Raw genomic sequence first — 24,412 nt, 5'->3', positions numbered from 1 at the left:
TATACCATGTGTTTTTGGGGAGTCAATGCTAATGAGTAGTATTGACTCTCCAAAAACACATAACCGCATTGCTCCACCAGCGTCATCCCCGTAAAATCTACACCAATATCAATCCGTTTGAGCACGACGCGGTTCACTCACTCGGTTTTGCCCTTATTTGTGTAGGTAGCTCAATGACCCAAAAACTCACCCTCCAACAGCTTGAATCCTTCCTATGGGAAACGGCTGATATCCTTCGTGGCAACATGGATGCCTCTGAATTCAAAGACTATATCTTCGGGATGATGTTCCTTAAGCGCATGTCAGATGCGTTTGAGGAAGAGCGTGAGAAGGTGATTGCGTACTACCTTGAGAAGGGCAAAACACAGGCGCAGGCTGAAGACTTGGCGGATGATGAAGACGAGTACGATAACACCTTCTTTGTGCCGGAGACTGCCCGTTGGTCTGCACTGAAAGACCTTAAGCACAATATCGGTGAAAGCCTTAACAAAGCTACTGAGGCGATTGAAGAGCACAACCCATCGCTGGAAGGGGTATTGGTCACTATCGACTTCAATATCAAGAACAAGCTTTCTGATGCCAAGCTGCGCGATTTGCTGTCGCATTTCAGCCAGCACCGTCTGCGTAATGAAGACTTTGAACGCCCTGATATGCTGGGTACGGCTTACGAGTACCTGATCAAGATGTTTGCCGATAGTGCAGGTAAGAAGGGCGGTGAGTTCTATACCCCAAGTGAAGTGGTACAACTGCTGGTGGCATTGCTTGAGCCGCATGCTGGTATGCGTATCTACGATCCGACAACGGGTTCGGGCGGTATGTTGGTGCAAACCCGTAACTACCTCAAAGAGCATGGCGAGAACCCAGCTAACCTATCGCTGTTCGGGCAGGAGATGAACCTAAATACATGGGCTATCTGTAAGATGAACATGTTCCTGCATGGAGTACAGAGTGCCGATATCCGTAAAGGTGACACCTTGCGCGAGCCTAAGCATACTCAAGGTGGTGAGCTGATGAGCTTTGACCGCGTTATCGCCAACCCGCCGTTCTCACTGAAAAAATGGGGTAAAGAAGAGTGTGATAACGATGGCTTTGGTCGCTTCCCGTATGGCACACCGCCAAAAGATGCGGGTGACTTGGCATTTGTACAGCATATGATTGCCAGTACCAACGCTGAAGGCATGGTGGGTGTGGTCATGCCGCACGGTGTGCTGTTCCGTGGCTCGAGTGAAAAGGCAATTCGCCAAGGTATCTTGGAAGATGATTTGCTAGAAGCGGTCGTCGGTCTGCCATCAGGGATGTTCTATGGCACAGGTATTCCAGCTTGTTTGCTGATCATCAACAAGAACAAACCTGCGGATCGCCGAGGCAAGGTGCTGTTTATCAATGCTGAGCTGGAGTTTGAAGAGGGCAAAAACCAGAACAAACTGCGTGAGCAGGATATCAGCAAGATTGTCGAGACCTTCAATAACTATGTCGATGTGAAGCGTTATGCCAAGGTAGTGAAGTACTCTGAGATCGCTGAGAATGACTTTAACCTTAACATCCGCCGTTATGCCGATACCTCGCCACCAGCGGAGATCTTCGATGTGCGTGCCATTCTGCATGGTGGTGTGCCTGTGCGAGAAGTGCATAACGAATACATTGAAGAAGAGATCCTTGCAGGGTTTGATATCTCGTTGGTGTTCGATAAAACCGACAACGACTACTATGCCTTCAAACCAAGCATTACCAGCAAAGAGCAGATCCGTGAAGTGGCTGGAGAGGCAGAAGCCAAGGTTATCACCCAGCTAGAACGCTGGTGGGATAAGTACCAAGTGTCGCTGCATGAGTTAGATCAGCAAGTAGCAGATGCCGAGCAAGTGATGCAGGGCTATCTGAAGGAGCTGGGTTATGAGTGATTTTGTTCCTGAAGGTTGGGATGAATTAATACTTGGAAATCTTACAAAAGTAATAACTAAAGGCACGACTCCCAAAAAATATACAAGTGAGGGGGTCAATTTTGTAAAAGTTGAGAGTGTATCTGGAAGTGCAACACTTTTATCGTCGAAGTTTGCCTATATAGACAACAATACCCATGAATCTTTTAAACGATCTCAATTGGAAGAGGGTGACATTCTTTTCAGTATAGCGGGTAGCTTGGGGCGTTTAGCTCTGGTTGAGCGTCAACATTTGCCTGCGAACACGAACCAAGCACTAGCTATTATTCGTTTAAAACAGGGTGCAATTAATACTAAGTTCTGTATTCATCAATTGAAGAGCGAAAGCGTCCAATTGGAGTTAGAAAAGCTTCAAACTGTTGGTGCTCAGCCAAACTTGAGCTTGCAACAAATATCAAATATAAGTTTGTCAGTCCCCCCACTCCCAGAACAAAAGAAAATCGCCGCTATCCTCACATCTGTCGATGACGTGATTGAAAAAACACAGGCGCAAATCGACAAGCTCAAAGACCTGAAAACAGGCATGATGCAAGAGCTGCTCACTCGTGGTGTCGGTGTGGATGGTAAACCGCATACGGAGTTTAAAGACTCGCCAGTGGGCAAGATTCCGGAGGGGTGGGATGTTTGCTTACTTGACAAGGTGGCAAAGCGAGGTAGTGGGCATACACCGGATAAGAAAAAACCAGAGTATTGGAATGACGGTATCAAATGGGTTTCACTCACTGATTCATCTAGCTTAGATAAGCTATACATTACAGATACATCTAAAAAGATTAGCCAGCTTGGCATAGAGAACTCGTCTGCCACGTTGCACCCAACAGGTACAGTTGTGATGGCAAGAGACGCAGGTATAGGGAAAAGTGCAATCACAAGAAGCCCTATGGCTGTAAGTCAACACTTTATGGCGTGGGTTTGTGGTGACCGATTGGATAACTACTATCTATATTACTTGCTTCAATACTGGAAGCCTAAATTTGAAGCTATAGCTATGGGGAGTACGATTAAGACCATTGGCTTACCGTATTTCAAGAAGCTTCAAGTCCCATTACCAAAAATGGAAGAGCAGCAACTTATATCAAATTCGTTGAAAAGTGTTGATGGGAAGATATTTGCGCTAGAGCGAAAACATCTGCAATTGACTAATACCAAAAAAGCCCTGATGCAAGACCTCCTAACTGGCAAAGTACGTGTGAAGGTAGACAGCTAATGCTAAAAGCAATTCTTCACGGCAAAGCCGGACGCATAGAGCACAACAAGGATGAATCGGTCAGTTGGTCACAACTGTTCAAAGCCCGTGAAGACCTGCTGACTTCGACTATCTTTGAGCGTTTTGCCTACCTTTCAGATGAGGTTCAGCGCACTTTGCTGAACCACTGGTTTCTAGTGCATCACGGCACCATTCCAGCCAGCTTCGGTGAGTTTATTGATATCACCTATTGGCAACGCTTTAGCCATGAACATGATGAGGGTACAAATCAGGTAGAGCCTGACCTCATTCTTCATTTTGATGTGTGCGACATTATCGTAGAGGTCAAGCCACCAGCGGGCGGCAACCAGTACTTTGGTCAATGGCACAAAGAAATAGAGTCCTTCCTGCAAGCTGAGGAAGATAGTCATAACCCATTGTACTTTTTGGCGATAGGGCGGATCGAGCAAGTAGACGCGGCGCGGTGGGCAAAGCGTCTGCTCTCTAAGCAACAGCAGTTGAAGGGGATTGCGGCATTAAAATGGGATGCCGTTACCACTCAGTTGTTACAACTCGCAGGTGAGCAGTCCGAGTGCGAGCTGTCCAAACAGGATGCCCGTATTATTCAGGATATGCTGGATGGGCTCAGTCTTTATGGTCAACAAACCTCACCGTTTAAATGGGCAGATATGGCCCATTCTAATTTGCCTACCTTGTCACTCAATCACCCGCTACTTAGAACTGAGGTTAACCTAATAACTGAGCAGGAAGACGATTCCAGTACAGATCTGGAAGAACTTACACAAGCCTTCACATCGCTCGACTTACCTCGTTTTCAATCAGCTTTAAAGGAACAATAATGACCACATCAACGGACGATCTTTTTCTCCAAGTGCGTACGGCACATCGCTTATTGGCTGCCTACTACCAACGCCTGCATCCAAAACTTGATGCGCTGGCGACACAAGCGGATGCGACGTTTGATTTTTGGACGCCGCAGTTGTTTGATAAACCCGCCAGAGCGAATCCATTCAAAAAGTGGCAATGGGATTTGCTGCCAGCCGCTGTCACCCGCTATGTGTTTAAACGGGTGGTGGATACAAGCAAAGTAACACAAGGGGACTATACCCTAGAGCTGATTGTCATCAATGACACAGGGATAGTTAAGGAGAAAGGCAAAGGCCAGCCAGATGGGTTAAAGCTGCCGCAAGATGTAGAGAGTGCGCAAAGCCTTTTACGAGTGGGCATCTACCGAGCTTGCGAAGAAAGCAGCAAAGACTATTACACTGAATGGAACAGCCTTGCTTATCCAAACTATGCCGACAGTGATGCTTATCAGCGAGATAAGGGCTTTGTCACCATAGGTTTCGAGGTACCAATTGCACAGCTAATGACAGAGGAGGGTTTCAATGCAGCAAATGAGAAGATTGCTGAATACCTGACGCTAACCGAGCAAGCCGCTTTCTCTCACGCAAAGGAATGTGAGGCATAAATGGCAAACAACGAATTCGATAAAGTAGAAGCCCCCGCCATTGCCCAGTTGGTCAAACAGGGCTGGCGGTACGTGCAGGGCAAAACCCTCGCTCCCGAGCATCCAAATCAAGAGCGCGACTATCTGCGTGAGGTGGTGCTGGTGAAGCGCCTAGAATCTGCGATCAAACGGATTAACCCGTGGATCAGCGATGAGAACCTGCGCAAGGTGATGCGCGAGGTGACTCATCCTAACTTTGCTGCTTTGATGGAGTACAACCATGCTTTCTATCAGATGGTGGTGAACTACCTCTCTGTTGAGCAAGATCTTGGCAAAGGGCGCAAAGGGCAGACGGTTAAACTTATCGACTTCGATAATCCAGATAACAACGAGTTTCTCTGTACCAACCAGTTTAAGGTTGAAGGGGTAAACCAGAAAATCATCCCCGATATTGTCTGCTTTGTGAATGGGCTGCCGCTTGCGGTGATTGAGTGCAAGTCGCCCTATATTTCAGATCCGATGAGCAACGGTATCAATCAACTGCGCCGTTATGCCAACCTGCGCCGCAATGAAGATCATGAAGGGGCAGAGAAGCTGTTTTGGTATAACCAACTGATGGTTTCGACCTGTCGCGATCAGGCTAAGGTGGGCACCATCAGCTCTAGCAGCCAGCACTATGGCGACTGGAAAGATGCTTACCCGTTTACCGAGCAACAGTTAGCACAGCAATCGCTAGAGGATAATGTTCTCTCTTTCCGCTCGGCAGTGGAGTTGCAGCAGCCAGACGATGCCCTAGAGGATGGGCTGTTGCAGGAAGCGCCGCTCGAAGATGCCAGTCTTGCTGATTTGCGCATGGCAGCAGAGCCACCAGCCAGCTATGAGGTACTTACCGAGGTTACCGCCCAGCAACGCCTGTTGGCTGGGATGTTCAGCATCAGCAGTTTTCTCGATATCCTGCAAAACTTCATTCTGTTTGAAACTGACGACGGCAGGATGATCAAAAAGGTTGCCCGTTACCAGCAGTATCGCGCAGTGAATAAGGTGATAGCCCGACTGAAAAGCGGTAGTGACCGCAAGGCTAAATCTGGCGTGGTATGGCATACCCAGGGCAGTGGCAAGTCGCTGACCATGGTGATGCTGGCGGTGAAGATGCGCCGCGACCCCGAGCTCCAACAGTACAAACTGGTGTTTATCACCGACCGTACCCAGCTCGACGAGCAGTTATCCAATACCTTCCGCGATGCCCAAGGCGAAACCGTTTATAACGCAGGCTCGGTGGCTGAGCTGAAAGAGCTGCTGAAAAAAGACAGTTCCGATCTGGTCACGGCCATGGTGCAGAAGTTCTCTGACCTTGAAAAGGAGCAGGAGAAGCAGGCTGTTGGTAGTAAGGTCGCCGAAGGTTTTGCTGATCTCAATCCCAGCGAGAAGATCATAGTATTAGCTGACGAGGCGCATCGCACTCAGTTTGGCGGCTTAGCGATGACCATTAATGCTGCGCTGCCTAATGCACCGAAAATCGGCTTTACTGGCACACCGCTGCTGAAAACCCAGAAGATGGGGCAGGCGTTTGGTGGCTACATTGATGAGTATAAGATTAACCAAGCGGTGGAAGACGGCGCGACGGTTCGTCTGCTGTACGAAGGGCGGGAAGTACGTTCAGAAGTGGCGGGTGAGTCACTCGATAAGCTGTTTGAAGAGTACTTCGGTGATTACAGCGAGGAAGAGCAGCGCGAGATAAAGAAAAAGTACGGTGTAGAGCGCGCCGTGCGTGAAGCGCCAGCCCGTGTGCGCTGGGTTTGTTTGGATCTGCTTAAACACTACAAGGAAACCATCCGACCGGACGGGTTCAAGGCGATGATCGTGGTCGGCAGCCGTCATGTGGCTGCGCTGTTCAAGAAGACGCTGGATGAGCTCGATGCGCCCCCATCCGAGGTGATTATCTCCGGTGATCACAATGATGAGCAATACATCGCGCGCTATACCGACAAAACCCATCACAAGAAGGTGATCAGCAACTTCAAAAAGCCGTTTGGTATCGATGAGCAAGGCACGGCAGAGAAAGACAAGAAGTTCGACAACACTGCCTTTTTGATCGTTAAAGATATGCTGCTGACGGGGTTTGATGCGCCAATCGCACAGGTGATGTATATCGACCGCAAGCTGCAAGACCATACCCTGATGCAGGCGATTGCACGGGTAAACCGTACCTACAAGGGGAAGCGCTGTGGTTACGTGGTGGACTACTACGGGTTGGCTACCCATCTCACTGAAGCCTTAGAGCTGTTCAGTAGTGAGGATGTAGATGGCACCTATCAGAGCCTCAAGGATGAGCTGCCTAAGCTCAAAGCTAAACACACACTGGCGATGTCATTCTTCAAGCAGGTCAAAAGTGATGATATTGATGATTATGTGCTGGCACTGAAAAGTGAAACGGTACGGGCGCAGTTTGATATGGCGTTCAAGCAGTTCGCCAAACAGTTCAACGTGATTCTGCCAGACCCTTCAGTTGCCCCTTATATCCCGGATATGAAGCTGCTGGGTAAAATCCACAACGCGGCAAAAACCAAGTACCGCGACGAAGGGCTGGACATGCGTGATATCGGTGAGAAGGTGCGCCAACTGGTGGATGAGCATATCCTCAGCACAGGGGTAGACCCGAAAATCCCGCCAATTGACCTGCTGGCAGCCAATTTCAAAGAGAGCATTAAGCCTGTCAAATCTGATGAGTCCAAGGCATCGGAGATTGAGAGTGCCATCAAGCACCATATCACCATCAATATCGATGACGATCCGGAGTATTACCGTTCACTGAGTTTGCGCCTGCGCGACATTATTGAGAAGACTCACGGCCAATGGGAGCAACAGCTTGAGTTGCTGCTGGAGATGACCGACGACATCAAAACAGGCCACCAGCAAGCCGCGCAGGATGTTGGGCTGTCTGAAACCGAGTTCGCCTTCTACAACATATTGATGGCTGAGGTAGTGCAGATGAGTGATGGTGACGTGATTGATGAAGCCACACATGAAGCTATCAAACATACGACTCAAACATTGGTGCAGATGCTAGACGAAGCGACTAAGATAATCGACTTTTTCAATAAGCCAGACGAGATAAAGCGGATGAAAAAAGAGATCAAGCGTACCGTGCTCGACCAGCCCTTTGGCGAAAAAGAGTTGGTCGGCGTGCTGCAAGAGCGATTTATGGATTTGGCGAAAACCAAGTTCAGCCATCAAGCGGCAGGTTGTGTGTAATCGATGAGCATCACGACTACATCGACTGAGAAGTTGCCCCTGATAGTGCAGGGCGATGGCTATGAAGTTGTCATAGAGCGTTCCTCACGTCGCAAGACGGTTGCCTTAAAAGTTGATGGCGATGTGGTGACGCTGGTGGCCCCGCGCCAGTTGCCGATAGAGCGAATTGAACAGTTGGTGGCAGACAAGCATGGCTGGATTGTCGAGAAGCTTGCCCATGCGGCTCTCGCTATGCCTGCCAGCAGCAACCAATTCGTATCTGGTGAGGCTTACCCCTACCTTGGGCGCAATTACCGCTTAAAAGTCCTTACAGGCGATTTAGAACCACCAAAGCTGATAAACGGCAGGATTACCGTGGTGGTGCCAGCGTCGAAGCAGCAGAACCACTATATCCGCCGTTTGCTACAAAGCTGGTACAAGCGCACTGCTGAGCGCAAGATCCGCGAGAAAGTACGCCGCTATCGCAAGCTGGTGGGAGTTGAAACAGGCGTGATTCGCATTAAGGATTTCAAAAGTCGCTGGGGCAGTTGCACGCCGTATGGCGATTTGGAGTTCAACTGGGTGATTGTGATGGCTCCCAACCGGGTTGTGGATTACGTAGTGGTGCATGAGCTGTGTCACCTGCTGCATCATGACCATTCGGCGCAGTTCTGGAAGGAAGTTGAGAGGGTAATGCCCGACTACAAAGCGCACCGGGAGTGGCTCAAGCAGCATGGGCATGGGTTGGTTGTTTAGTGCCAAAGTGAGCCCTTTGAAGCTCACTTTGGATTTTTGTTCAATCAGCTAGTGCTGGGTTGAAGTTCATAAAATCAGGCTTATCAAAATATTCTTGGTTGTTGCATCCTTGCAGTGTGCGGTGAACAGCATCTAAAAAGCCCCAAAGTGCCTGTCTGTTGTTGTGTTGGCGGTCGAGAGCTCTGGTGGCCGTCGGTATGCGTTCGAATGCTTGTTCTAGTTTGGCCAATATGTGAGGTATTTCACCATCATAGAATTTTAGGTAAGAGACGTCGTCTCCGTAGACTGAATTGAACTTATCTTTGCAACTAATAGCTGTTAGGCAGTGCTCTATGTGCCTTTTAAGTTCAGCACACTGATCTTCAACCATCCTTTCAATGATGATGCAGCATGACCGTGCCATGAATTGGCAAGAGTTGTTCCCTTCTAGCGCATATTCATTCTTGTAGTGAATGTAGATCTTAGTTATTTCGCTTGTTAATTCTTGGGCTTCAATTAGTAGAATTTTTTTCATAAATCTATTTCCTTATGGTTTAAAATGTGGCACGCGCGGAGTTTGTTCATTTTCTAGAGCAAAGAAGTCCGCAAGTAGGTTATCTCTTTCATGATTGTCTGCTGTGTCGCATGCATTTTGTGGTGACGCTAGGAACATAAAGCAATATGTATCCGAACGGTCCGGTGACTTAATATTGTGCTTCTCCCGCATCTCCTTTTTCGATGTAACAACCCATTGCCCGGCTTCATTGATGAATACGGGAAGTCTGCTCATCTGATCTTTGGTCATCTCGCTTGGGTCGATATTCATGCGGCCTGTCTTGATGGCATTTCGCATCATAATATGGCTATAAGCCCGCTTGTTAATGAAACGGCTTTTAGCATCAGTATTAAATACAGGCTTACCCCAGCGAACCTCTTGCGTATTAATACCCAGCTCTCTTGCGGTCTTTACTGTTGAAAAACCAATACCATCACCATCGATTAGAACGGTGATATTTTGACTTTGGTAGGGTTCTATGACCTTTTGGATCTCATGGGCAAAGTCAATCGGGTCTACGTCCGGGCTCATCTCGATAATTTGGTGAGATTCCACCAGCCTGTGTTCTGGTGAATCTAAGGAGACCTTACAAATATTGATTACGGATTTGTCACGCCCATTACCGACATCACAGGCTGCGACCCACCCCCATTCTCGACCTTCTAGGTCAATGCGAGTTCTGGCTGCTCGTTCACAATCAGTTCGGCTAAGAAGGTATCCCTCCATACTGTCAGGAAAGCGACCAAGTACTTTGATCTGATACTCTGCGGCATCTTCGCCTCCGTAGGACAATAGCTTCTCCCCAATGAACTCAGGTGTCACCAAAGGGGACTCTTCTGAGCTAAGGGTTATGGCATGCCAAATACCATCAGGGTTGTCAGGTGTTTTTACCAGACGATGGTGTGTATCGTAGAAAAAACCAGAGCTGCGAGTTGGCTGACTAAGGAGGCACATATTGTTGTGTGCTTCGGTCAAGGCTGAACTTAGTACCTGCAAAGCTTTGTCTGGAAGCCCGCTGGCTTCATCAACGACAACTAGGTAGGTATGACAGTGCTCACCAGCAAGGGCTTCTTCCTGACCTAAACGGGCTGATTTAGCGATACAACTCCACACGCCTTTGTAACCAACGGCGAAGAATTCGCGTTCATTTAGCTCAAAATAGGAAGCCAGCCATGGAATGGTGTTACAGATAGTTCTGAAATTGACTTTAATATACTTCCAGATGACATTTCGAACCTGTGCAGCGTTGTTTGCTACCACGACGACACGGCTTTCTGGGTGGAGAATAATAAACGCCAATATCATAATGCTCGTCATATCGCTTTTTCCGGTGCCGTGACCACTGGATACTGAAACTCTGGCTCCCTTAACCTGCACAGCCTCAATGATTTTTCGTTGTTGCCATGTTGGTTTTTTCTTAGCAATAACAGCGGCAAAACCTACCCAGTCATGCTGAAATTGCTTTATCAATTCGATGTAGCGAGGATCAGACAATGCTGTTCTAATCTTTGTCATGGCTATCCTGCTTAATTCAAGTCGGTGGCATTCGACGAGTTAAAGAAGCGGTCGGATATTCGTTTCTTCTCTCGCTGAATAGCTTGTTCTCGTTCATTGCGAAGCTGTTCTTCAGATGCGGTCTCCTGCCAATACTCCATTAGCTGCTGCTGTAGTTCCTCTCGACTGTATTGCGCATCATCTATATCGGATGGAGCACTCTTTATCTCTGCTTCAATTTTTTTCATAACATAGATTGGTAGTTGCCCTAGGTTGTTAACCTCAAACTGGTAGGCGACGTCTGATGCGGAACACTCACCTGCGTGAAAGCGTTTGAGCCAACGATTCTTTAACCGTTGTTTTTTGGGATCGAGTTCGGAATTTGATACTAGTGGTGACTCAAGAGCTTTTTGAATTTGAGGCACCAATTTGGAGGCGCGATCAGCACAAGATAGTGCAACGCTGAGTGCTGTGGCCGATTCCCCTTGCTGGTGGAGATCCTGAATAAGTTGCTCTCCCATAACGGCTAGATTTGAAAGCTGACCTTTGAGAATGCCAACTTCAAAGCCGAGATCGTTGTCTATCATTGCAGTAAGCAGATCCGGTGATATTTGCTTCGAATATCCACCGTGAGTCAATGCTGCGGTGTTGTTCTGTTTGAAACGTGAGCGCTTGGTCTTTGGGTCTAGTTCATAATCTTTTCCTTCAACCGCTCTCGATTTTATTGTTATTTTATTTTTCATGGGCGTAATTGCTATTGGGCATGGGGTGGTAAACCCCATGCGGGATTAATTTACTGGTTATTTAAAAGAGAGATGGCTGTGCGCATGAGTTTGATAGCAAGGCTATTATTACTATCATGAAAGTCAGTATTTCGTAGCTGTTCTCTGCGTTGCTCCCGTCGCATAGCTTTTCTAAACGTGCTTGAAGGAATACCTCGGCTCTTAGCAAAAGCAGCCATAGATAGTTCGGGGTATTCAACAGAGGCTAAACGGAACTCAGCAGATAATAGTTTCCAGTTATATTTATTACGCATGCAATTGCCCTCTCGGTTGATTTTTTTTTGCCATGTAGAACTCGGCTGGACATGAGTAGTAATTACCGTCTTGGGCTAGGAATGCGCTGTTCTGAGTCGCTTCATTACTAGGTTTGCTGGGTTTGCCGGATTTATCCTTTAGTATCGTAGTGTTAAGTTTATATAGGTTGCTTGTGGGACCTGAGGATGAGTATCGACGCTTCTTAGTAATCAGTTTAAGCTCTTCAAGCTTTTTTATGGCTCGCTTGATTGCTGACTCACTGAATCCGGTGATCTGTGCAAGTGTTTTTATCGAAGGAAAACACTGAAACTTACCATCAGCAAAAGTACTTAAGTGTACAAGTGTTGCTTTCTCGATACCGGAAAGTCCAAGCGCAATTGCTTCAGTCATTAGGTATCTATTTGTGGCTGAAAATTGAGTCATTTGATATAATTCCTTTACTGTACTGCAATGAGTTTGACGGCTTCGTATGCAGTTAGCTGATAAGGGCCACAGTGATACTTTTGTTGTCACTGTGGCTTTTGTGTATGGCCCTATGAGTATCTAGTTGGTGGCTAGCGGACCCACTAACAAACCAACTAATAAACCAAATAACAGTACTTACATTACTGCTCTGCTTTGAATCCATTCATTGATCTCAGAAAGAAGCCAGCCGACAGAGCTGCCATTAGATGTTAGTTTTCGACGTTTGGGGAATTGACCAAGCTTTTCAAGTTCCCAGGTTCTGACACGTGATAGGCCAGTAAGCAGTTTTCGCTCTGGTTCGCGGATGATGCGGTCTGTAAAGGTGTGTTGAATGTTGACTGTTTCTTTTTGCATGTGGCCTCCGAAGGCGTCTTTTCGTGTTCGGAGGCTATTTTGGTGGTTTGCTTTGATGAGAAAAAGAGTGAAATGCTAGCGTTTTTGTGGTGTTTTTAATTTAGGAAAGAAAACCGCAAATCTCGGAATTGCTAAACTTATCCCGAAGCAATGAAGAGACATCATTATTTAATGGATAATCACACTCAGGTCTTCTACTTAATGAAACGCCTTGCTCTTTACAATAATTTGTAATGATGCTCGTGATTGTACTTAGTGCAAAATGTTTATTAACAGCTTCACCTAATAGTTTTAGGATGACTTTTGCTAGCTCTGTTTTTTTGGGCATCTTGTCTTGGTAGTGATTGTGAACACACTCGACCATGCTCTTAATTAGCGCTCGATCTTTGTTCTTTTTTTCGAGGGTTTTTTGGGCCCCTTTGGATTTCCTAATTGCGTCAATTCTTAACTTAGACGTAGGCTCTAAGTAATCGGTCGTTTCATTATAAGTGCCGATCAATGAGCCAAGGGTTACGCTTTTCTTTACAAGAATTTCTAGCATTGATGGGCTAACTCCAGCCTCTATCAAGTGTTGTTCCACAATCGTAAAGGCTGCCATAGCATCAGAGGTCTCTCTGATGATTTCATTTTTATTCAGTAGTGAAACTTCGGCATAGGTGTTTGTTTCAAAGCTATTACTAGGTAAGTTATTCGCTTGCTCTACTATGTGTTCTAAGAGTTCCTGTCCTTGTGGAATGATGCTTACTTCACCGACTTCATTACCGTATCTGCATCGTACTTTTTTCTCTAGGCTTATCTTGGGACGATTACCTGTGAATGTGTTAGGGAATACTTTTTCTTTGCTCATAAGATTAATGTTTACTGATTGACTACACGTAGGATTCCATTGCTTTTACTTAGACTTAAGTTACCTTGAGCTGAGAGTTCAATATGTTCACTCCACCAGCTCATTAGTGAACGGCGGCGTTCAATGTAATCAGTACGGTTATAAGTTCTACGGACCTCATCTTTATCTAGGTGGGAAAGTGCAGCCTCAATTACGTCGTGGTCGAAACCCTGTTCATTGAGTGTTGTACTTGCGAGTGCACGCAAACCATGCGCTACTAGTTGGCCTGCAAACCCCATTCGTTTTAGAGCTGCATTAGCTGTTTGTTCATTGGCGTGCTGACCAGGTTTACGGTCCGAAGGAAAAATATAAACCCCATTTCCACTGATGGGGCGCATCATTTCTAATAGTGCAAGAGATTGTGGTGTAAGAGGCACTAGGTGCTCGGTTCGTTTTTTCATTCGTTCCGCAGGGATAATCCATAGAGAGCGTTTCATATCAATTTCGTCCCACCGTGCACCTGCTGCTTCTCCTGGACGAGACATCGTGTGTAGTTGCCATTCAATAAGGCAGCGAGTTGTTAGCTTAATGCTCGCTGTTGTAAGTGCTTTCATTAACTCTGGAAGTTGCTCTGGTTTGAGTGTCGGCATGTTTTTCTTTTGCGGGGGCTGGAAGGCCGCATGGATTTTAGCTAGAGGGTTGCTTTCCAGTACTCCAGTATTGACAGCATAGGTCATAATTTCATTGAGTCGCTGGCAAAGGCGTTTAACTGTTTCTAGGCTCCCTTTGGCAGCAATAGGCTTTATCACTTTGATGGCTGTTGTTGCCTTTATGGTATGAATAGGGTGGTTACCCAATGATGGGAAAATGTGAAGTTCTAGCGAGCGCCAAACATCGTCTGCATAGGCAGATGACACTTTTGATTGTTTTACTGGAAACCAGTTTGTAGCGATCGTTCTTAGTGTGTTGGTTTGTGCTTCTTCTTTACGCTTTACAACTTCATCACGATGCTCTTTAGGGTCAATGTCTCTTGCAAGTAGGGCTCGTGCTTCATCTCGTTTTCGCCTTGCATCAGCAAGAGAAATATCAGGGTAGTGCCCCAGAGTCAGGTTGGTGCGTTTACCTGTGAAAGGACGTTGGTATTTGTATAGCCATACTTTGGCGCCAGAAGGGCGAATACTTAGGAGGAGACCGTCACCATCGGAAAGGGTGAATTCTTTCTCTTTAGGTTTTGCTTGCTTTACTTGTGTACTGGTGAGTGGTTTAACTATACGTGGCATCCATTAGTTCCTAATCTTTGGCTCGGAGTTTGTACCAAGGTTTTGTACCAACTTAAGGCTTGGTACAACGTTTAGTACTAAAACTTCCGAATCCCTTAAAACAGAATCGAACTATTATGGACAAAGAAAAGCCCCGAGGCCAGTGGTCTCGGGGCTTCAGATAACGTTATCAAACGTCTTCGTATACGAATTTGGTGGAGCTGGCGGGAGTTGAACCCGCGTCCGAAAATCATTCATCTTTGGTACTACATGCTTAGTCGATCTTTAATTTCGCCACCCACCTGCGAACCGACACGCGAATGAATGACTAACCTGAATTATAATTCGCCGTTCATCTCTCAGGTGGGAGAATCCGGGCTAGCGCGTTTGGGTTTGATCCCTCGTTGGTCCCCGTCTTACGTGCGGAAGCTAGGGCGAGAGAGCTCTCAGCAGGGTATTAAGCTGCTAGTGCGTAGTTTTCGTCGTTTGCGACTATTTTTTTGCGGTTTTTTAACGAGGCCTACCGCACCTCGGCATGCACCTTAGACTGCAAAATTCCCGTCGAATCCTGAATCAGCCCCAAGGTTGTTGGTGCATAGTACCAGATTAGTGATGCCTGTCTAGCACTATGCGTTTAAGTGGTTAAGATTAGCGCAGCGCGCTTTTCATTACTCGAGCTTTTTGACGTTGCCAGTCGCGATCTTTGATGTCATCACGTTTGTCGTGTAGTTTTTTACCTTTTGCTACGCCGATTTTCATTTTGACCCAAGATTTAGACCAGTAGAGAGACAAGGCGATAAGCGTCATGCCTTCACGGTTGATGCGTCCGGTTAAGTTGTCGAGCTCTCGACGGCTCATAAGTAGTTTTCGCACACGAGTAGGGTTCGCCACTACGTGTGTCGATGCCTGATTTAGAGGAGTGATCGTCATTCCACTCACAAAGGCTTCACCGTTACGCATAAATACGTAACTTTCTGAAATATTGGCTTTACCTTGGCGAAGGGCTTTCACTTCCCACCCTTGTAGCTCTAGACCTGCTTCGATCTCATCTTCGATGAAGTATTCGTGGCGAGCCTTTTTATTGAGCGCGATGGTATTGCTACCCGCTTTTTGTTTTGAGTTTTTCTTTGCCATAATACGGTCATTATAAAGAGGGTTGAGTGCTTAGCAAATCCCTTTGTTTGCGCTGAGTGCAAATAAAAGTAAAATTATCGCCAGCTTGATGCCCAAGCTTAGTCGTAAGGAGTCAATATGAAGCAAGTCAGTCGCTCAGCGCTGGTATCTTTTAGCGCAGAGCAGATGTATGAGTTGGTCAATGACGTGGCGAGTTATCCCGAATTTCTTCCAGGCTGTTCCGGTTCTCGAGTGATTGAAGAGAGTCAGGATGCCATGGTGGCTTCGGTCGATGTGTCTAAAGCGGGTATCAGCAAGACATTTACTACCTCAAACACGTTGCGCTTTGGCGAGGCGATCATCATGAATTTGGTCGATGGCCCATTCAAAACCTTGAAAGGGGGGTGGTATTTTACACCGCTGGATGAGCGAGCCTGTAAAGTAGAGCTTAAGTTAGAGTTTGAGTTTTCCAGCAAAATGATTGAGATGGCCTTTGGTAAAATCTTCAATGAGTTGACGAGCAATATGGTCAATGCTTTTACCGCAAGAGCGAAACAGGTGTATAACTGCTATGAGTATTGAGTCTGATATGATCCATGTTGAGGTGGTGTATGCGCTACCCAATGAGCAGCGGGTCTACACTTTGGTGGTCAACAAGTCGATGACGGTTGAGGAAATCATCAAGCAATCTGGCGTTTTGGAACGCTATCCCGATATTGACCTAACAAAAAATAAAGTTGGGGTGTTTAGTCGCAATGTGAAGTTGGATGCGACTGTCCGAGACAAAGATAGAATCGAAATTTATCGACCTTTATTAGCGGACCCGAAAGAGATCCGACGCAAGCGAGCAGAACAAGCCAAAGCGGCCGGAAGCGCAGATCCAGTGACAGGGGGCAGAAAGAACCCGCTTAGGAAAGAACAGGCCTAACCAAAAAACGCTGACATCTTGTCAGCGTTTTACATTTTTACGCGAATAGCGCCTCAACGAATAGGCACTTTATTAATTGATACTTTCAAAAAAATCGTCACTGGCGGTGAAGTCGCCAGTCACATCAACCAGCTGACCATTGCCATTGAAGTTGACCACTAAGTTTTTCTGAATCGAGTCATGGTGGCCTTTTGTGTGATGGTAAATATAGTACCAAGTGTCAGGGTAGCCATTTTCAACCAACATCGGTGAGCCCATTACATAACGTACTTGCTCTTTGGTCATACCGAATTTAAGTTTTTCTACCGCTTCTTGCTCAACATAGTTGCCCTGGTTGATGTCAATGCGATACACCAGCTTCTCTAATAATGAACAGCCAGTCAGGGTTGTGATCGCGAGTGGTAATGCGATAAGCCACTTAGTTAGTTGCATACGAGTATTCTTACTGCAGAGGGTTCTAAAACTGAGCCGATAATAAACAAGCTTGCTTGTAATGTAAAAAGCTCATCGGCATTTGAACTGTTTCAGACCATGATTTTTGAATTAGGTTGCAAATTCGAGCCAAAATTCCTGAGCTAGGGAACTTTGGCTACCAAACCTGAGCGGGATCTATTGTTGAGTCACCCTAAGCGGCGACTAGGAGCTCTTTTGCATTGGCTAAGGTTGAGTCGGTAATTTCACTTCCACCTAACAAGCGGGCAAGCTCGCTAATGCGCTGATTGCGATCGAGAACACGCATTTGTGTCTCCGTTTTACCTGCTTTAGTGTTTTTGGCAACAAACAGTTGCTGGTGACCACATCCGGCAACCTGCGGTAAGTGAGTCACACAGAGAACCTGGGTAGATTCGCCTAATTTTCGCAGCATTTTACCGACTACAGCGGCGGTTGGCCCACTGATACCGACATCCACTTCATCAAAAATGAGGCTTGGTGTGTCGACTTTCTGCGCGGTAATGACTTGAATGGCTAGGGAAATGCGTGAAAGTTCCCCTCCAGATGCCACTTTGGCAATCGGTTGAAGTGGTTGGCCGGGGTTCGTTGAGACTAAGAAGCATACTTGGTCGAGGCCAAGTGGAGACGGATGCGCCGTATCACTGACCACATCGATACAAAACTTCGCTTTTTCCATACTCAACTCGTGCATGCTGGCTGAAATCAGCTTGTTGAGCTCTTTGGCGTATCGTGAACGTGATTTACTCAGTTTTTCTGCGTGCTCGACAAAAGTTGCAAAAGTCTGGCTCACCTCATTTTCCAGTTGCTCGAGTTTTTCATCGGAGCAGTCTAGCGCGTCGATTTGTGCCAACAACTCTTGGTGATGTTGATATAAAGCTTCTGGCATCACATGGTGTTTACGTGCGATAGACATCACTTTGGAGAATCGCTCTTCTACATAAGCCATGCGCGCAGGGTCAACGTCAATATTATCGAGGTAGTTGCGAAGCTCATTGTTGGCTTCTTCAATCTGAATCAGGGCTTCCGCCAGCATATTAGGCAGTGCAGCCAACGTATCGTCGAGTTCTGCAAGTTGAATCAAGGACTGACTGGCTGATTGGAGAATACCAAGCGCATTAACTTCTTCACCTTCGTAAATAAGCTCAATGGCTTGTTGGCAGGTGGTGGCGAGCTCTCCGCTGTTGGAGAGGCGTTTGTGTTCTTGTTCGAGCTCTTCATATTCTTCCTCCCCTAGAGAGAGTTCGTTTAACTCTTTAATTTGGTACTCAAGTAACTGTTTTTGCGCAAGGTTAGCTGCGCTATTTTCTTTAAGTTGCTTGAAATGAATGTCCGCCTGACGCCAGAGTTGGTAAGCATTATGAGTGCTTTTGAGCAAGTGTATATGCCCAGCGTACTGATCGAGCATGGCGAGTTGGTGCTCAGGTTTCATCAATTGATGATGCGCGTGTTGGCCATGAATATTGATCAGCAGTTGTCCGAGCGACTTGAGCTGAGAGAGAGGGACTGGGCTACCATTAATGAAGGCTCGTGAGCGGCCTTCTTTGCTAATGATACGACGCAAAATGCAGTCGCTCCCATCGAGCAGGTCGTTATCTTCTAGCCATCGTGTTGCGTGAATATTGTTTTCTAGTGAGAACGCGGCACTGACTTCCGTTTTATCTTCACCTTGGCGAACCATGCTGGCTTCCGCTCTGCCACCAAGGCATAAGCCGAGCGCATCGATCGCAATGGACTTGCCTGCGCCCGTTTCACCTGTGATGGTTGTCATTCCTTTAGAGAGTTCAAGTTGTAGAGATTTTACAATCGCAAAATTATTCACACTTAGATGAGCCAGCATTTTTAGCACCTGTTTAAATGAACAATACTGTATAAGAAAACAGTATATACTGTTTCTTTATACAGTAAAGATGGTGGCAACAAATTTTGTGAGGGCGATTAAAAAAGGTTGATGTGTGTACATCAACCTTTCAAGTGTTCATCTCTATTTAGGGCCGCTTGTTAGAAAAGCTTGCTGGACCAGCCCAGTTTGTTTCTCAGCACATGATAGTAGCTGTATTCCGTTGGGTGGATAAGCTTCAGGACGTTCGGGCTTTGATAAATATGGATTTCATCCCCCGGTGAGACGGGCAACGATACTTGGCCATCACAACTGACTTCCTGTGTGCCTCGGTTATCAGGCGACACCAGTAGCTTGATACGCCGTTTTCCGTCAACGACCAAAGGTCGACTCGACAAGGTATGGGGAAACATAGGGACAAGCGAGATAGCGTTGAGACTAGGCGACAGAATTGGTCCGCCCCCAGAGAGCGAATAAGCCGTAGAGCCGGTCGGCGTTGAGACTATGATGCCATCCGCACGCAGAGAAAACGCGAAGCTATTATCGATATAAACCTCGAATTCAATCATGTGCGCAATTTGCCCGGGGTGAAGTACCGCTTCGTTTAGCGCAGCGTTGTGGCTTTTAACTTGGCCATGACGATGGACTTCCGCTTCAAGTAAAAAGCGCTCTTCTTCAATGTAGTCTCCCGCTAGCACGGTTTTCAGCGCCGCTTGAAAGTCTTCGGGATTTAAGTCCGTCAAAAAGCCAAGATTTCCTCGGTTCACACCAATGACGCGCACGTCAAAGCGCGACAGCACACGAGCGGCGCCTAGCATGTTGCCGTCACCACCAACGACAATCGCCAAGTCTGCGACGTTGCCCAGCCGAATCAAACTGGCGAAATCTTGTTGCGGTAGGTCATCTAAGATTTCGCTGAGGCGATCATCGATAAGAACCTGATAACCTTCTGATTTTAACCAAGTGTACAGTTCTCGGTGCGTTTGGATAGCCTGCTGATCTCTGGGCTTACCAATGATAGCGATCACTTCAAAAGGTTTTTTCATAAGTTTTCCGCGCTAAATAGGCTTGAATCGACAATCTACATCCCCATAATAATGGCAAGTTAGCTAATTGTGCGAATTTTTTGTATTTGGTGGTGGCAAACTGAGCCGTTAAGTACAAAGAACATTGAATTCTGGAGAGACCATGAGCAACGAAGAAAACAAGATTAAAGAAGAAGAGCTTGATCAAATCATCGAAGAAGCGGAAAAAGCCGAAGCGGCAGCACAAGAAGTGGAAGCTGAGCTTGAAGAGATGGGTGATGAAAAAGACGCGAAGATTGCTCAACTAGAAGCGGCGCTACTGACAAGCGAAGCGAAAATTCAAGAACAGCAAGACGGTGTATTGCGTGCGAAAGCAGAAGTCGAAAACATGCGTCGCCGTACGGAAACCGAGATCGACAAAGCACGTAAATACGCATTGAATAAGTTTGCTGAAGAGCTGTTACCGGTGATTGATAACCTAGAGCGTGCGATTCAAGCGGCAGACGGTGAGAATGAAGCAGTCAAGCCGATTCTTGAAGGTGTTGAACTGACGCACAAAACGTTTGTCGATACCGTGTCTAAGTTTGGTTTGAAAGAGATCAACCCAGAAGGTGAAGCGTTCAACCCTGAGCAGCACCAAGCGATGTCCATTCAGGAAAGCCCTGATCATGAATCGAACACGGTGATGTTTGTGATGCAAAAAGGGTATGAGTTGAACGGACGCGTGATTCGTCCTGCCATGGTGATGGTAGCGAAGTAAACCGAAATAATCGCGACATTATGCGCGATAGAGTAGCGAGCAAAGCGAGGCTTCGGCCTCGCTTTGTTGTTTCTAAACAAAAATTACGATTTTTTTCATTTTGTCCCTTGAAAAGGTAATTCCAGACCTTATCTAAGGGGCATAGAGAAGCAAACATGATTATTTTTGTTTGTGAGCAAGGGTTGAAACCCGATTCTCCATCCCCACATAGGGGATATAGCACAACGAAAATAGAATTTATTCGGAGATAGCCTGATGGGTAAAATCATTGGTATTGACTTAGGTACTACTAACTCTTGTGTTGCTGTATTAGACGGCGACAAACCACGCGTGATTGAAAACGCAGAAGGTGAACGCACTACTGCATCGGTAATTGCTTACACAGACGGCGAGACATTGGTTGGTCAGCCTGCGAAACGTCAAGCAGTTACTAACCCTGAAAACACGCTATTTGCAATCAAGCGCTTGATCGGTCGTCGTTTTGAAGACGAAGAAGTTCAGCGCGACATCGAAATCATGCCATACAAGATTGTTAAGGCTGATAACGGTGACGCTTGGGTTGAAGTGAAAGGCCAACAAATGGCAGCACCTCAAGTTTCTGCTGAAGTTCTGAAGAAAATGAAGAAAACAGCGGAAGACTTCCTAGGTGAAGAAGTAACAGGTGCGGTCATCACTGTACCGGCTTACTTTAACGATGCTCAGCGTCAAGCAACCAAAGATGCAGGTCGCATCGCAGGTCTAGAAGTAAAACGTATCATCAACGAACCGACAGCGGCTGCGTTGGCATACGGTCTAGACAAGAAAGGCGGCGATCGCACTATCGCGGTTTATGACTTAGGTGGTGGTACGTTCGATATCTCTATCATCGAAATCGATGAAGTTGAAGGTGAGAAAACGTTCGAAGTTCTTGCAACCAACGGTGATACTCACCTAGGTGGTGAAGACTTTGATAACCGCCTTATCAACTACCTCGTTGAAGAGTTCAAGAAAGAGCAAGGCATCGATCTTAAGAAAGATCCTCTAGCGATGCAGCGTGTGAAAGAAGCGGCAGAAAAAGCGAAGATCGAGCTTTCTTCGACTTCTCAAACTGACGTAAACCTACCATACGTGACAGCGGATGCGACGGGTCCTAAGCACATGAATGTGAAAGTGACGCGTGCGAAACTAGAATCTCTAGTTGAAGACCTTGTTCAACGTTCACTTGAGCCACTAAAAGTCGCACTAGCGGATGCGGATCTTTCAGTGAATGAAATCACTGACGTTATCCTAGTCGGTGGTCAGACTCGTATGCCTATGGTTCAGAAGAAAGTTGCAGAGTTCTTCGGTAAAGAAGCGCGTAAAGACGTAAACCCTGACGAAGCCGTAGCTATGGGTGCTGCTGTTCAAGGTGGCGTACTTGCGGGTGACGTGAAAGACGTACTGCTACTTGACGTTACACCTCTGTCTCTAGGTATTGAGACAATGGGGGGCGTAATGACTAAGTTGGTTGAGAAGAACACCACTATCCCAACCAAAGCGAACCAAGTTTTCTCGACAGCGGAAGACAACCAGAACGCGGTAACCATCCACGTTCTTCAAGGTGAGCGTAAGCAAGCGATGTACAACAAGTCTCTAGGTCAATTTAACCTAGAAGGCATTCAGCCTGCGCCACGTGGCATGCCACAAATCGAAGTGACTTTCGACCTTGATGCGGACGGTATTCTACACGTGTCAGCGAAAGACAAGCAGACTGGCAAAGAGCAGAAGATCACTATCCAAGCGTCTGGTGGTCTAAGCGATGAAGACATCGAGAAAATGGTTCAAGAAGCAGAAGCGAACAAAGAAGCGGACAAGAAGTTCGAAGAGCTAGCGACTGCACGTAACCAAGCGGACCAAATGATTCACGGTACTCGTAAGCAAGTAGAAGAAGCGGGTGATGCGCTTCCAGCTGACGAGAAAGAGAAGATTGAAGCCGCGATTTCTGAGCTAGAAACAGCACGTAAAGGCGAAGACAAAGAAGCGATCGACGCGAAAGTTCAAGCACTGATGACTGCGGCTCAGAAACTGATGGAAATCGCTCAGCAGCAAGCTCAAGCGCAAGCACAAGGTGGCGAGCAAGCAAGCAGCGACGCTCAAGACGATGTGGTTGACGCAGAGTTCGAAGAAGTCAAAGACGACAAGAAGTAATTCTTGATTCGGACTTAACTTAACTATGATGCGGGCGTTTGAGGAGACTCTTACGCCCGTATGTTTGTACATTATGTCCATCTAACTAAAAGTGTCTTTTTGGTGTGGGATCGCTAAAATCCAGAGCCATTAGTTAGGTAGATATAACACCAAGCGGTGTTGACCGTTTGCAGTAATAAATTTGGTGACGAGAAACATGTCAAAACGTGATTTTTACGAAGTATTAGGCGTAAGCCGCGATGCATCAGAGCGTGATATCAAAAAGGCGTACAAACGCCTAGCGATGAAATTCCACCCAGACCGTAATCAGGGTGATGACAGCGCTGCAGATAAGTTTAAAGAAGTAAAAGAAGCGTACGAAGTTCTGCTCGATCCACAGAAGAAAGCCGCTTATGACCAGTACGGCCATGCAGCCTTTGAACAAGGCGGTATGGGAGGCGGCGGCTTCGGTGGCGGTAGTGCCGATTTCGGTGACATCTTTGGCGACGTGTTTGGTGACATCTTTGGTGGCGGTCGTCGTGGCGGCGGTCAAGCTCGCGCTCAGCGTGGCGCTGATTTACGCTACAACATGGAATTGACGCTTGAAGAAGCCGTACGTGGTGTGTCGAAAGAAATTGAAGTTCCTACGTTAGTCCATTGTGACAGCTGTGAAGGAAGCGGCGCGAAGAAAGGCACATCACCTGAAACATGTGGTACTTGTCATGGTCATGGCCAAGTTCAGATGCGCCAAGGTTTCTTTGCGGTTCAACAAACCTGTCCGACCTGTCACGGTAAAGGCAAAATCATTAAAGACCCATGTAATGTGTGTCATGGTCAAGGTCGTAAACAGAAAAGCAAAACCCTTAACGTTAAGATCCCAGCCGGTGTGGATACTGGCGATCGCATTCGTCTTTCAGGTGAAGGTGAAGCGGGAGAGATGGGCGCACCAGCGGGCGACTTGTATGTACAAGTACACGTGAAAGAACACCACATCTTTGAGCGTGATGGTAATAACCTCTACTGTGAAGTGCCTGTGAGCTTTGCTATGGCAGCGCTCGGTGGTGAGGTGGAAGTCCCAACATTGGACGGCCGAGTGAACCTTAAAGTGCCAACGGAGACGCAAACTGGTCGTATGTTCCGTATGCGCGGCAAAGGCGTAAAAGGTGTTCGTGGTGGTGGTATTGGCGATTTGATTGTCAAGCTTGTGGTAGAGACGCCAGTGAACCTCAGTGCCCGTCAAAAAGAGCTACTTAAAGAGTTTGAAGAGTCTTGCGGTGGTGAAGCGGCGACCAAGCACAAGCCGAAATCAGAAGGCTTTTTCAATGGTGTGAAGAAGTTTTTCGATGACTTGACCAGCTAACGCACAAGCTGAATTCAAAGCGGTAACACAGCAAAAAAGGTAGGAAACCGAAGGGTTATCCTACCTTTTTTAGAATGTGCAAGCGAAGGTGTTACAAAAACATCAGTAACGTTAGCGCAACACCGACACTCAGCCAGTTCAACTGGTTTAATGACATAGTCTTATCCGAATGTAACGCTGTAATAATGAATTTTTATGTGGCCAAACCCAAAACGATGGGAGTTCGTCAGTGGCGCGAAG

The 24,412-nt window shown here is 46.8% G+C and carries 23 protein-coding genes and 1 other RNA gene; 11 read left to right on the top strand and 13 right to left on the bottom strand.

Translation table 11 applies throughout. From position 1 onward, the window contains the following. The first annotated feature begins 41 nt into the window (after nt 1-41). From AC6R1O_RS10445 to AC6R1O_RS10420, 6 genes are read left to right on the top strand one after another with little or no spacing between them, the layout of a single operon-like run. Complete coding sequence (locus tag AC6R1O_RS10445) at nt 42-1,898, top strand: type I restriction-modification system subunit M (RefSeq protein WP_500656958.1); 1,857 nt, start codon at nt 42-44, stop codon at nt 1,896-1,898. Beyond that, nucleotides 1,891-3,144: a restriction endonuclease subunit S gene (locus AC6R1O_RS10440; protein WP_500656957.1), complete on the top strand. Its 1,254-nt coding sequence runs from the start codon at nt 1,891-1,893 to the stop codon at nt 3,142-3,144. The genes AC6R1O_RS10445 and AC6R1O_RS10440 overlap by 8 nt, the downstream gene beginning before the upstream one ends. Next, nucleotides 3,144-3,983: a hypothetical protein gene (locus AC6R1O_RS10435; RefSeq protein WP_500656956.1), complete on the top strand. Its 840-nt coding sequence runs from the start codon at nt 3,144-3,146 to the stop codon at nt 3,981-3,983. Before AC6R1O_RS10440 ends, AC6R1O_RS10435 begins: the two co-directional genes overlap by 1 nt. Then, on the top strand, nt 3,983-4,615 hold the full coding sequence (locus AC6R1O_RS10430; protein ID WP_500656955.1) for a PM0109 family protein: 633 nt from the start codon (nt 3,983-3,985) through the stop codon (nt 4,613-4,615). Before AC6R1O_RS10435 ends, AC6R1O_RS10430 begins: the two co-directional genes overlap by 1 nt. After that, nucleotides 4,616-7,846, top strand: a complete 3,231-nt coding sequence (locus tag AC6R1O_RS10425) for a type I restriction endonuclease subunit R (RefSeq protein WP_500656954.1) — start codon at nt 4,616-4,618, stop codon at nt 7,844-7,846. A 3-nt stretch (nt 7,847-7,849) separates the two neighbouring features. Next, complete coding sequence (locus AC6R1O_RS10420; protein ID WP_500656953.1) at nt 7,850-8,581, top strand: M48 family metallopeptidase; 732 nt, start codon at nt 7,850-7,852, stop codon at nt 8,579-8,581. A gap of 40 nt (nt 8,582-8,621) precedes the next feature. On the opposite strand, the gene AC6R1O_RS10415 is transcribed toward AC6R1O_RS10420, so the two are convergent. The 10 genes from AC6R1O_RS10415 to smpB all read right to left on the bottom strand — a co-directional run bounded on the left by AC6R1O_RS10415 (nt 8,622) and on the right by smpB (nt 15,685). After that, on the bottom strand, nt 8,622-9,095 hold the full coding sequence (locus AC6R1O_RS10415; RefSeq protein WP_500656952.1) for a hypothetical protein: 474 nt from the start codon (nt 9,093-9,095) through the stop codon (nt 8,622-8,624). A 12-nt stretch (nt 9,096-9,107) separates the two neighbouring features. After that, a complete protein-coding gene (locus tag AC6R1O_RS10410) occupies nt 9,108-10,631 on the bottom strand; it encodes a terminase (protein WP_500656951.1) in 1,524 nt (507 codons plus the stop codon). Between the two features lie 11 nt (nt 10,632-10,642). After that, the gene (locus tag AC6R1O_RS10405; RefSeq protein WP_500656950.1) at nt 10,643-11,353 is read right to left on the bottom strand and encodes a hypothetical protein; all 711 of its coding nucleotides are present in this window, start codon (nt 11,351-11,353) and stop codon (nt 10,643-10,645) included. A 50-nt stretch (nt 11,354-11,403) separates the two neighbouring features. Then, complete coding sequence (locus AC6R1O_RS10400) at nt 11,404-11,646, bottom strand: hypothetical protein (RefSeq protein ID WP_500656949.1); 243 nt, start codon at nt 11,644-11,646, stop codon at nt 11,404-11,406. Then, entirely contained in the window at nt 11,639-12,037 is a 399-nt protein-coding gene (locus AC6R1O_RS10395) for a helix-turn-helix domain-containing protein (RefSeq protein ID WP_500656948.1), read from the bottom strand. Before AC6R1O_RS10395 ends, AC6R1O_RS10400 begins: the two co-directional genes overlap by 8 nt. A gap of 210 nt (nt 12,038-12,247) precedes the next feature. After that, nucleotides 12,248-12,466 (bottom strand): AlpA family phage regulatory protein, encoded by a 219-nt coding sequence (locus tag AC6R1O_RS10390; protein ID WP_500656947.1) that lies wholly within the window; start codon nt 12,464-12,466, stop codon nt 12,248-12,250. Nucleotides 12,467-12,566: 100 nt separating this feature from the next. Beyond that, the gene (locus AC6R1O_RS10385) at nt 12,567-13,313 is read right to left on the bottom strand and encodes a hypothetical protein (protein WP_500656946.1); all 747 of its coding nucleotides are present in this window, start codon (nt 13,311-13,313) and stop codon (nt 12,567-12,569) included. Between the two features lie 11 nt (nt 13,314-13,324). Next, nucleotides 13,325-14,572 (bottom strand): integrase domain-containing protein, encoded by a 1,248-nt coding sequence (locus tag AC6R1O_RS10380; RefSeq protein WP_500656945.1) that lies wholly within the window; start codon nt 14,570-14,572, stop codon nt 13,325-13,327. A 192-nt stretch (nt 14,573-14,764) separates the two neighbouring features. Beyond that, nucleotides 14,765-15,132, bottom strand: a transfer-messenger RNA (tmRNA) gene (ssrA, locus tag AC6R1O_RS10375). A 67-nt stretch (nt 15,133-15,199) separates the two neighbouring features. After that, nucleotides 15,200-15,685: an SsrA-binding protein SmpB gene (gene smpB / locus AC6R1O_RS10370; protein WP_334551285.1), complete on the bottom strand. Its 486-nt coding sequence runs from the start codon at nt 15,683-15,685 to the stop codon at nt 15,200-15,202. A gap of 117 nt (nt 15,686-15,802) precedes the next feature. On the opposite strand from smpB, the gene AC6R1O_RS10365 reads away from it, so the two are divergent. Beyond that, nucleotides 15,803-16,246 (top strand): SRPBCC family protein, encoded by a 444-nt coding sequence (locus AC6R1O_RS10365; protein WP_500629248.1) that lies wholly within the window; start codon nt 15,803-15,805, stop codon nt 16,244-16,246. Then, complete coding sequence (locus AC6R1O_RS10360) at nt 16,236-16,592, top strand: RnfH family protein (protein ID WP_500656944.1); 357 nt, start codon at nt 16,236-16,238, stop codon at nt 16,590-16,592. The genes AC6R1O_RS10365 and AC6R1O_RS10360 overlap by 11 nt, the downstream gene beginning before the upstream one ends. A 72-nt stretch (nt 16,593-16,664) precedes the next feature. On the opposite strand, the gene bamE is transcribed toward AC6R1O_RS10360, so the two are convergent. From bamE to nadK, 3 genes are all read right to left on the bottom strand, one after another. After that, nucleotides 16,665-17,024, bottom strand: a complete 360-nt coding sequence (bamE, locus tag AC6R1O_RS10355; protein WP_334551279.1) for an outer membrane protein assembly factor BamE — start codon at nt 17,022-17,024, stop codon at nt 16,665-16,667. 193 nt (nt 17,025-17,217) lie between these two features. Beyond that, complete coding sequence (gene recN, locus AC6R1O_RS10350; protein WP_500656943.1) at nt 17,218-18,882, bottom strand: DNA repair protein RecN; 1,665 nt, start codon at nt 18,880-18,882, stop codon at nt 17,218-17,220. A gap of 161 nt (nt 18,883-19,043) precedes the next feature. Then, a complete protein-coding gene (nadK, locus tag AC6R1O_RS10345) occupies nt 19,044-19,928 on the bottom strand; it encodes an NAD(+) kinase (RefSeq protein WP_334551276.1) in 885 nt (294 codons plus the stop codon). Between the two features lie 142 nt (nt 19,929-20,070). Here nadK and grpE point away from each other — a divergent pair, with 142 nt between their 5' ends. The 3 genes from grpE (at nt 20,071) to dnaJ (ending at nt 24,172) form a co-directional block, all read left to right on the top strand. Beyond that, a complete protein-coding gene (gene grpE / locus AC6R1O_RS10340) occupies nt 20,071-20,667 on the top strand; it encodes a nucleotide exchange factor GrpE (protein ID WP_334551275.1) in 597 nt (198 codons plus the stop codon). A gap of 255 nt (nt 20,668-20,922) precedes the next feature. Next, a complete protein-coding gene (gene dnaK / locus AC6R1O_RS10335; RefSeq protein ID WP_500629251.1) occupies nt 20,923-22,833 on the top strand; it encodes a molecular chaperone DnaK in 1,911 nt (636 codons plus the stop codon). Between the two features lie 196 nt (nt 22,834-23,029). Then, nucleotides 23,030-24,172 carry a molecular chaperone DnaJ gene (gene dnaJ / locus AC6R1O_RS10330; protein WP_500626178.1) on the top strand — a complete coding sequence of 381 codons (1,143 nt, stop codon included), beginning with the start codon at nt 23,030-23,032 and terminating at the stop codon, nt 24,170-24,172. The last annotated feature ends 240 nt before the right edge of the window (nt 24,173-24,412 follow it).

The sequence above is a fragment of the Vibrio sp. R11-SG3-ISO3-SZ genome (genome assembly GCF_059834345.1).
The sequence above is the reverse complement of the archived record's forward strand: the minus strand, read 5'-3'. Positions and strand labels throughout refer to the sequence as shown.

Coding starts and splice junctions, on each gene's coding strand:
- AC6R1O_RS10385 (WP_500656946.1), bottom strand. CDS start 13,313: ATGAGCAAAGAAAAAGTATTCCCTAACACATTCACAGGTAATCGTCCC.
- AC6R1O_RS10360 (WP_500656944.1), top strand. CDS start 16,236: ATGAGTATTGAGTCTGATATGATCCATGTTGAGGTGGTGTATGCGCTA.
- AC6R1O_RS10430 (WP_500656955.1), top strand. CDS start 3,983: ATGACCACATCAACGGACGATCTTTTTCTCCAAGTGCGTACGGCACAT.
- AC6R1O_RS10395 (WP_500656948.1), bottom strand. CDS start 12,037: ATGACTGAAGCAATTGCGCTTGGACTTTCCGGTATCGAGAAAGCAACA.
- nadK (WP_334551276.1), bottom strand. CDS start 19,928: ATGAAAAAACCTTTTGAAGTGATCGCTATCATTGGTAAGCCCAGAGAT.
- AC6R1O_RS10380 (WP_500656945.1), bottom strand. CDS start 14,572: ATGCCACGTATAGTTAAACCACTCACCAGTACACAAGTAAAGCAAGCA.
- grpE (WP_334551275.1), top strand. CDS start 20,071: ATGAGCAACGAAGAAAACAAGATTAAAGAAGAAGAGCTTGATCAAATC.
- AC6R1O_RS10435 (WP_500656956.1), top strand. CDS start 3,144: ATGCTAAAAGCAATTCTTCACGGCAAAGCCGGACGCATAGAGCACAAC.
- AC6R1O_RS10410 (WP_500656951.1), bottom strand. CDS start 10,631: ATGACAAAGATTAGAACAGCATTGTCTGATCCTCGCTACATCGAATTG.
- AC6R1O_RS10365 (WP_500629248.1), top strand. CDS start 15,803: ATGAAGCAAGTCAGTCGCTCAGCGCTGGTATCTTTTAGCGCAGAGCAG.
- AC6R1O_RS10425 (WP_500656954.1), top strand. CDS start 4,616: ATGGCAAACAACGAATTCGATAAAGTAGAAGCCCCCGCCATTGCCCAG.
- AC6R1O_RS10390 (WP_500656947.1), bottom strand. CDS start 12,466: ATGCAAAAAGAAACAGTCAACATTCAACACACCTTTACAGACCGCATC.
- AC6R1O_RS10440 (WP_500656957.1), top strand. CDS start 1,891: ATGAGTGATTTTGTTCCTGAAGGTTGGGATGAATTAATACTTGGAAAT.
- AC6R1O_RS10420 (WP_500656953.1), top strand. CDS start 7,850: ATGAGCATCACGACTACATCGACTGAGAAGTTGCCCCTGATAGTGCAG.
- bamE (WP_334551279.1), bottom strand. CDS start 17,024: ATGCAACTAACTAAGTGGCTTATCGCATTACCACTCGCGATCACAACC.
- AC6R1O_RS10405 (WP_500656950.1), bottom strand. CDS start 11,353: ATGAAAAATAAAATAACAATAAAATCGAGAGCGGTTGAAGGAAAAGAT.
- dnaJ (WP_500626178.1), top strand. CDS start 23,030: ATGTCAAAACGTGATTTTTACGAAGTATTAGGCGTAAGCCGCGATGCA.
- AC6R1O_RS10415 (WP_500656952.1), bottom strand. CDS start 9,095: ATGAAAAAAATTCTACTAATTGAAGCCCAAGAATTAACAAGCGAAATA.
- AC6R1O_RS10400 (WP_500656949.1), bottom strand. CDS start 11,646: ATGCGTAATAAATATAACTGGAAACTATTATCTGCTGAGTTCCGTTTA.
- smpB (WP_334551285.1), bottom strand. CDS start 15,685: ATGGCAAAGAAAAACTCAAAACAAAAAGCGGGTAGCAATACCATCGCG.
- dnaK (WP_500629251.1), top strand. CDS start 20,923: ATGGGTAAAATCATTGGTATTGACTTAGGTACTACTAACTCTTGTGTT.
- recN (WP_500656943.1), bottom strand. CDS start 18,882: ATGCTGGCTCATCTAAGTGTGAATAATTTTGCGATTGTAAAATCTCTA.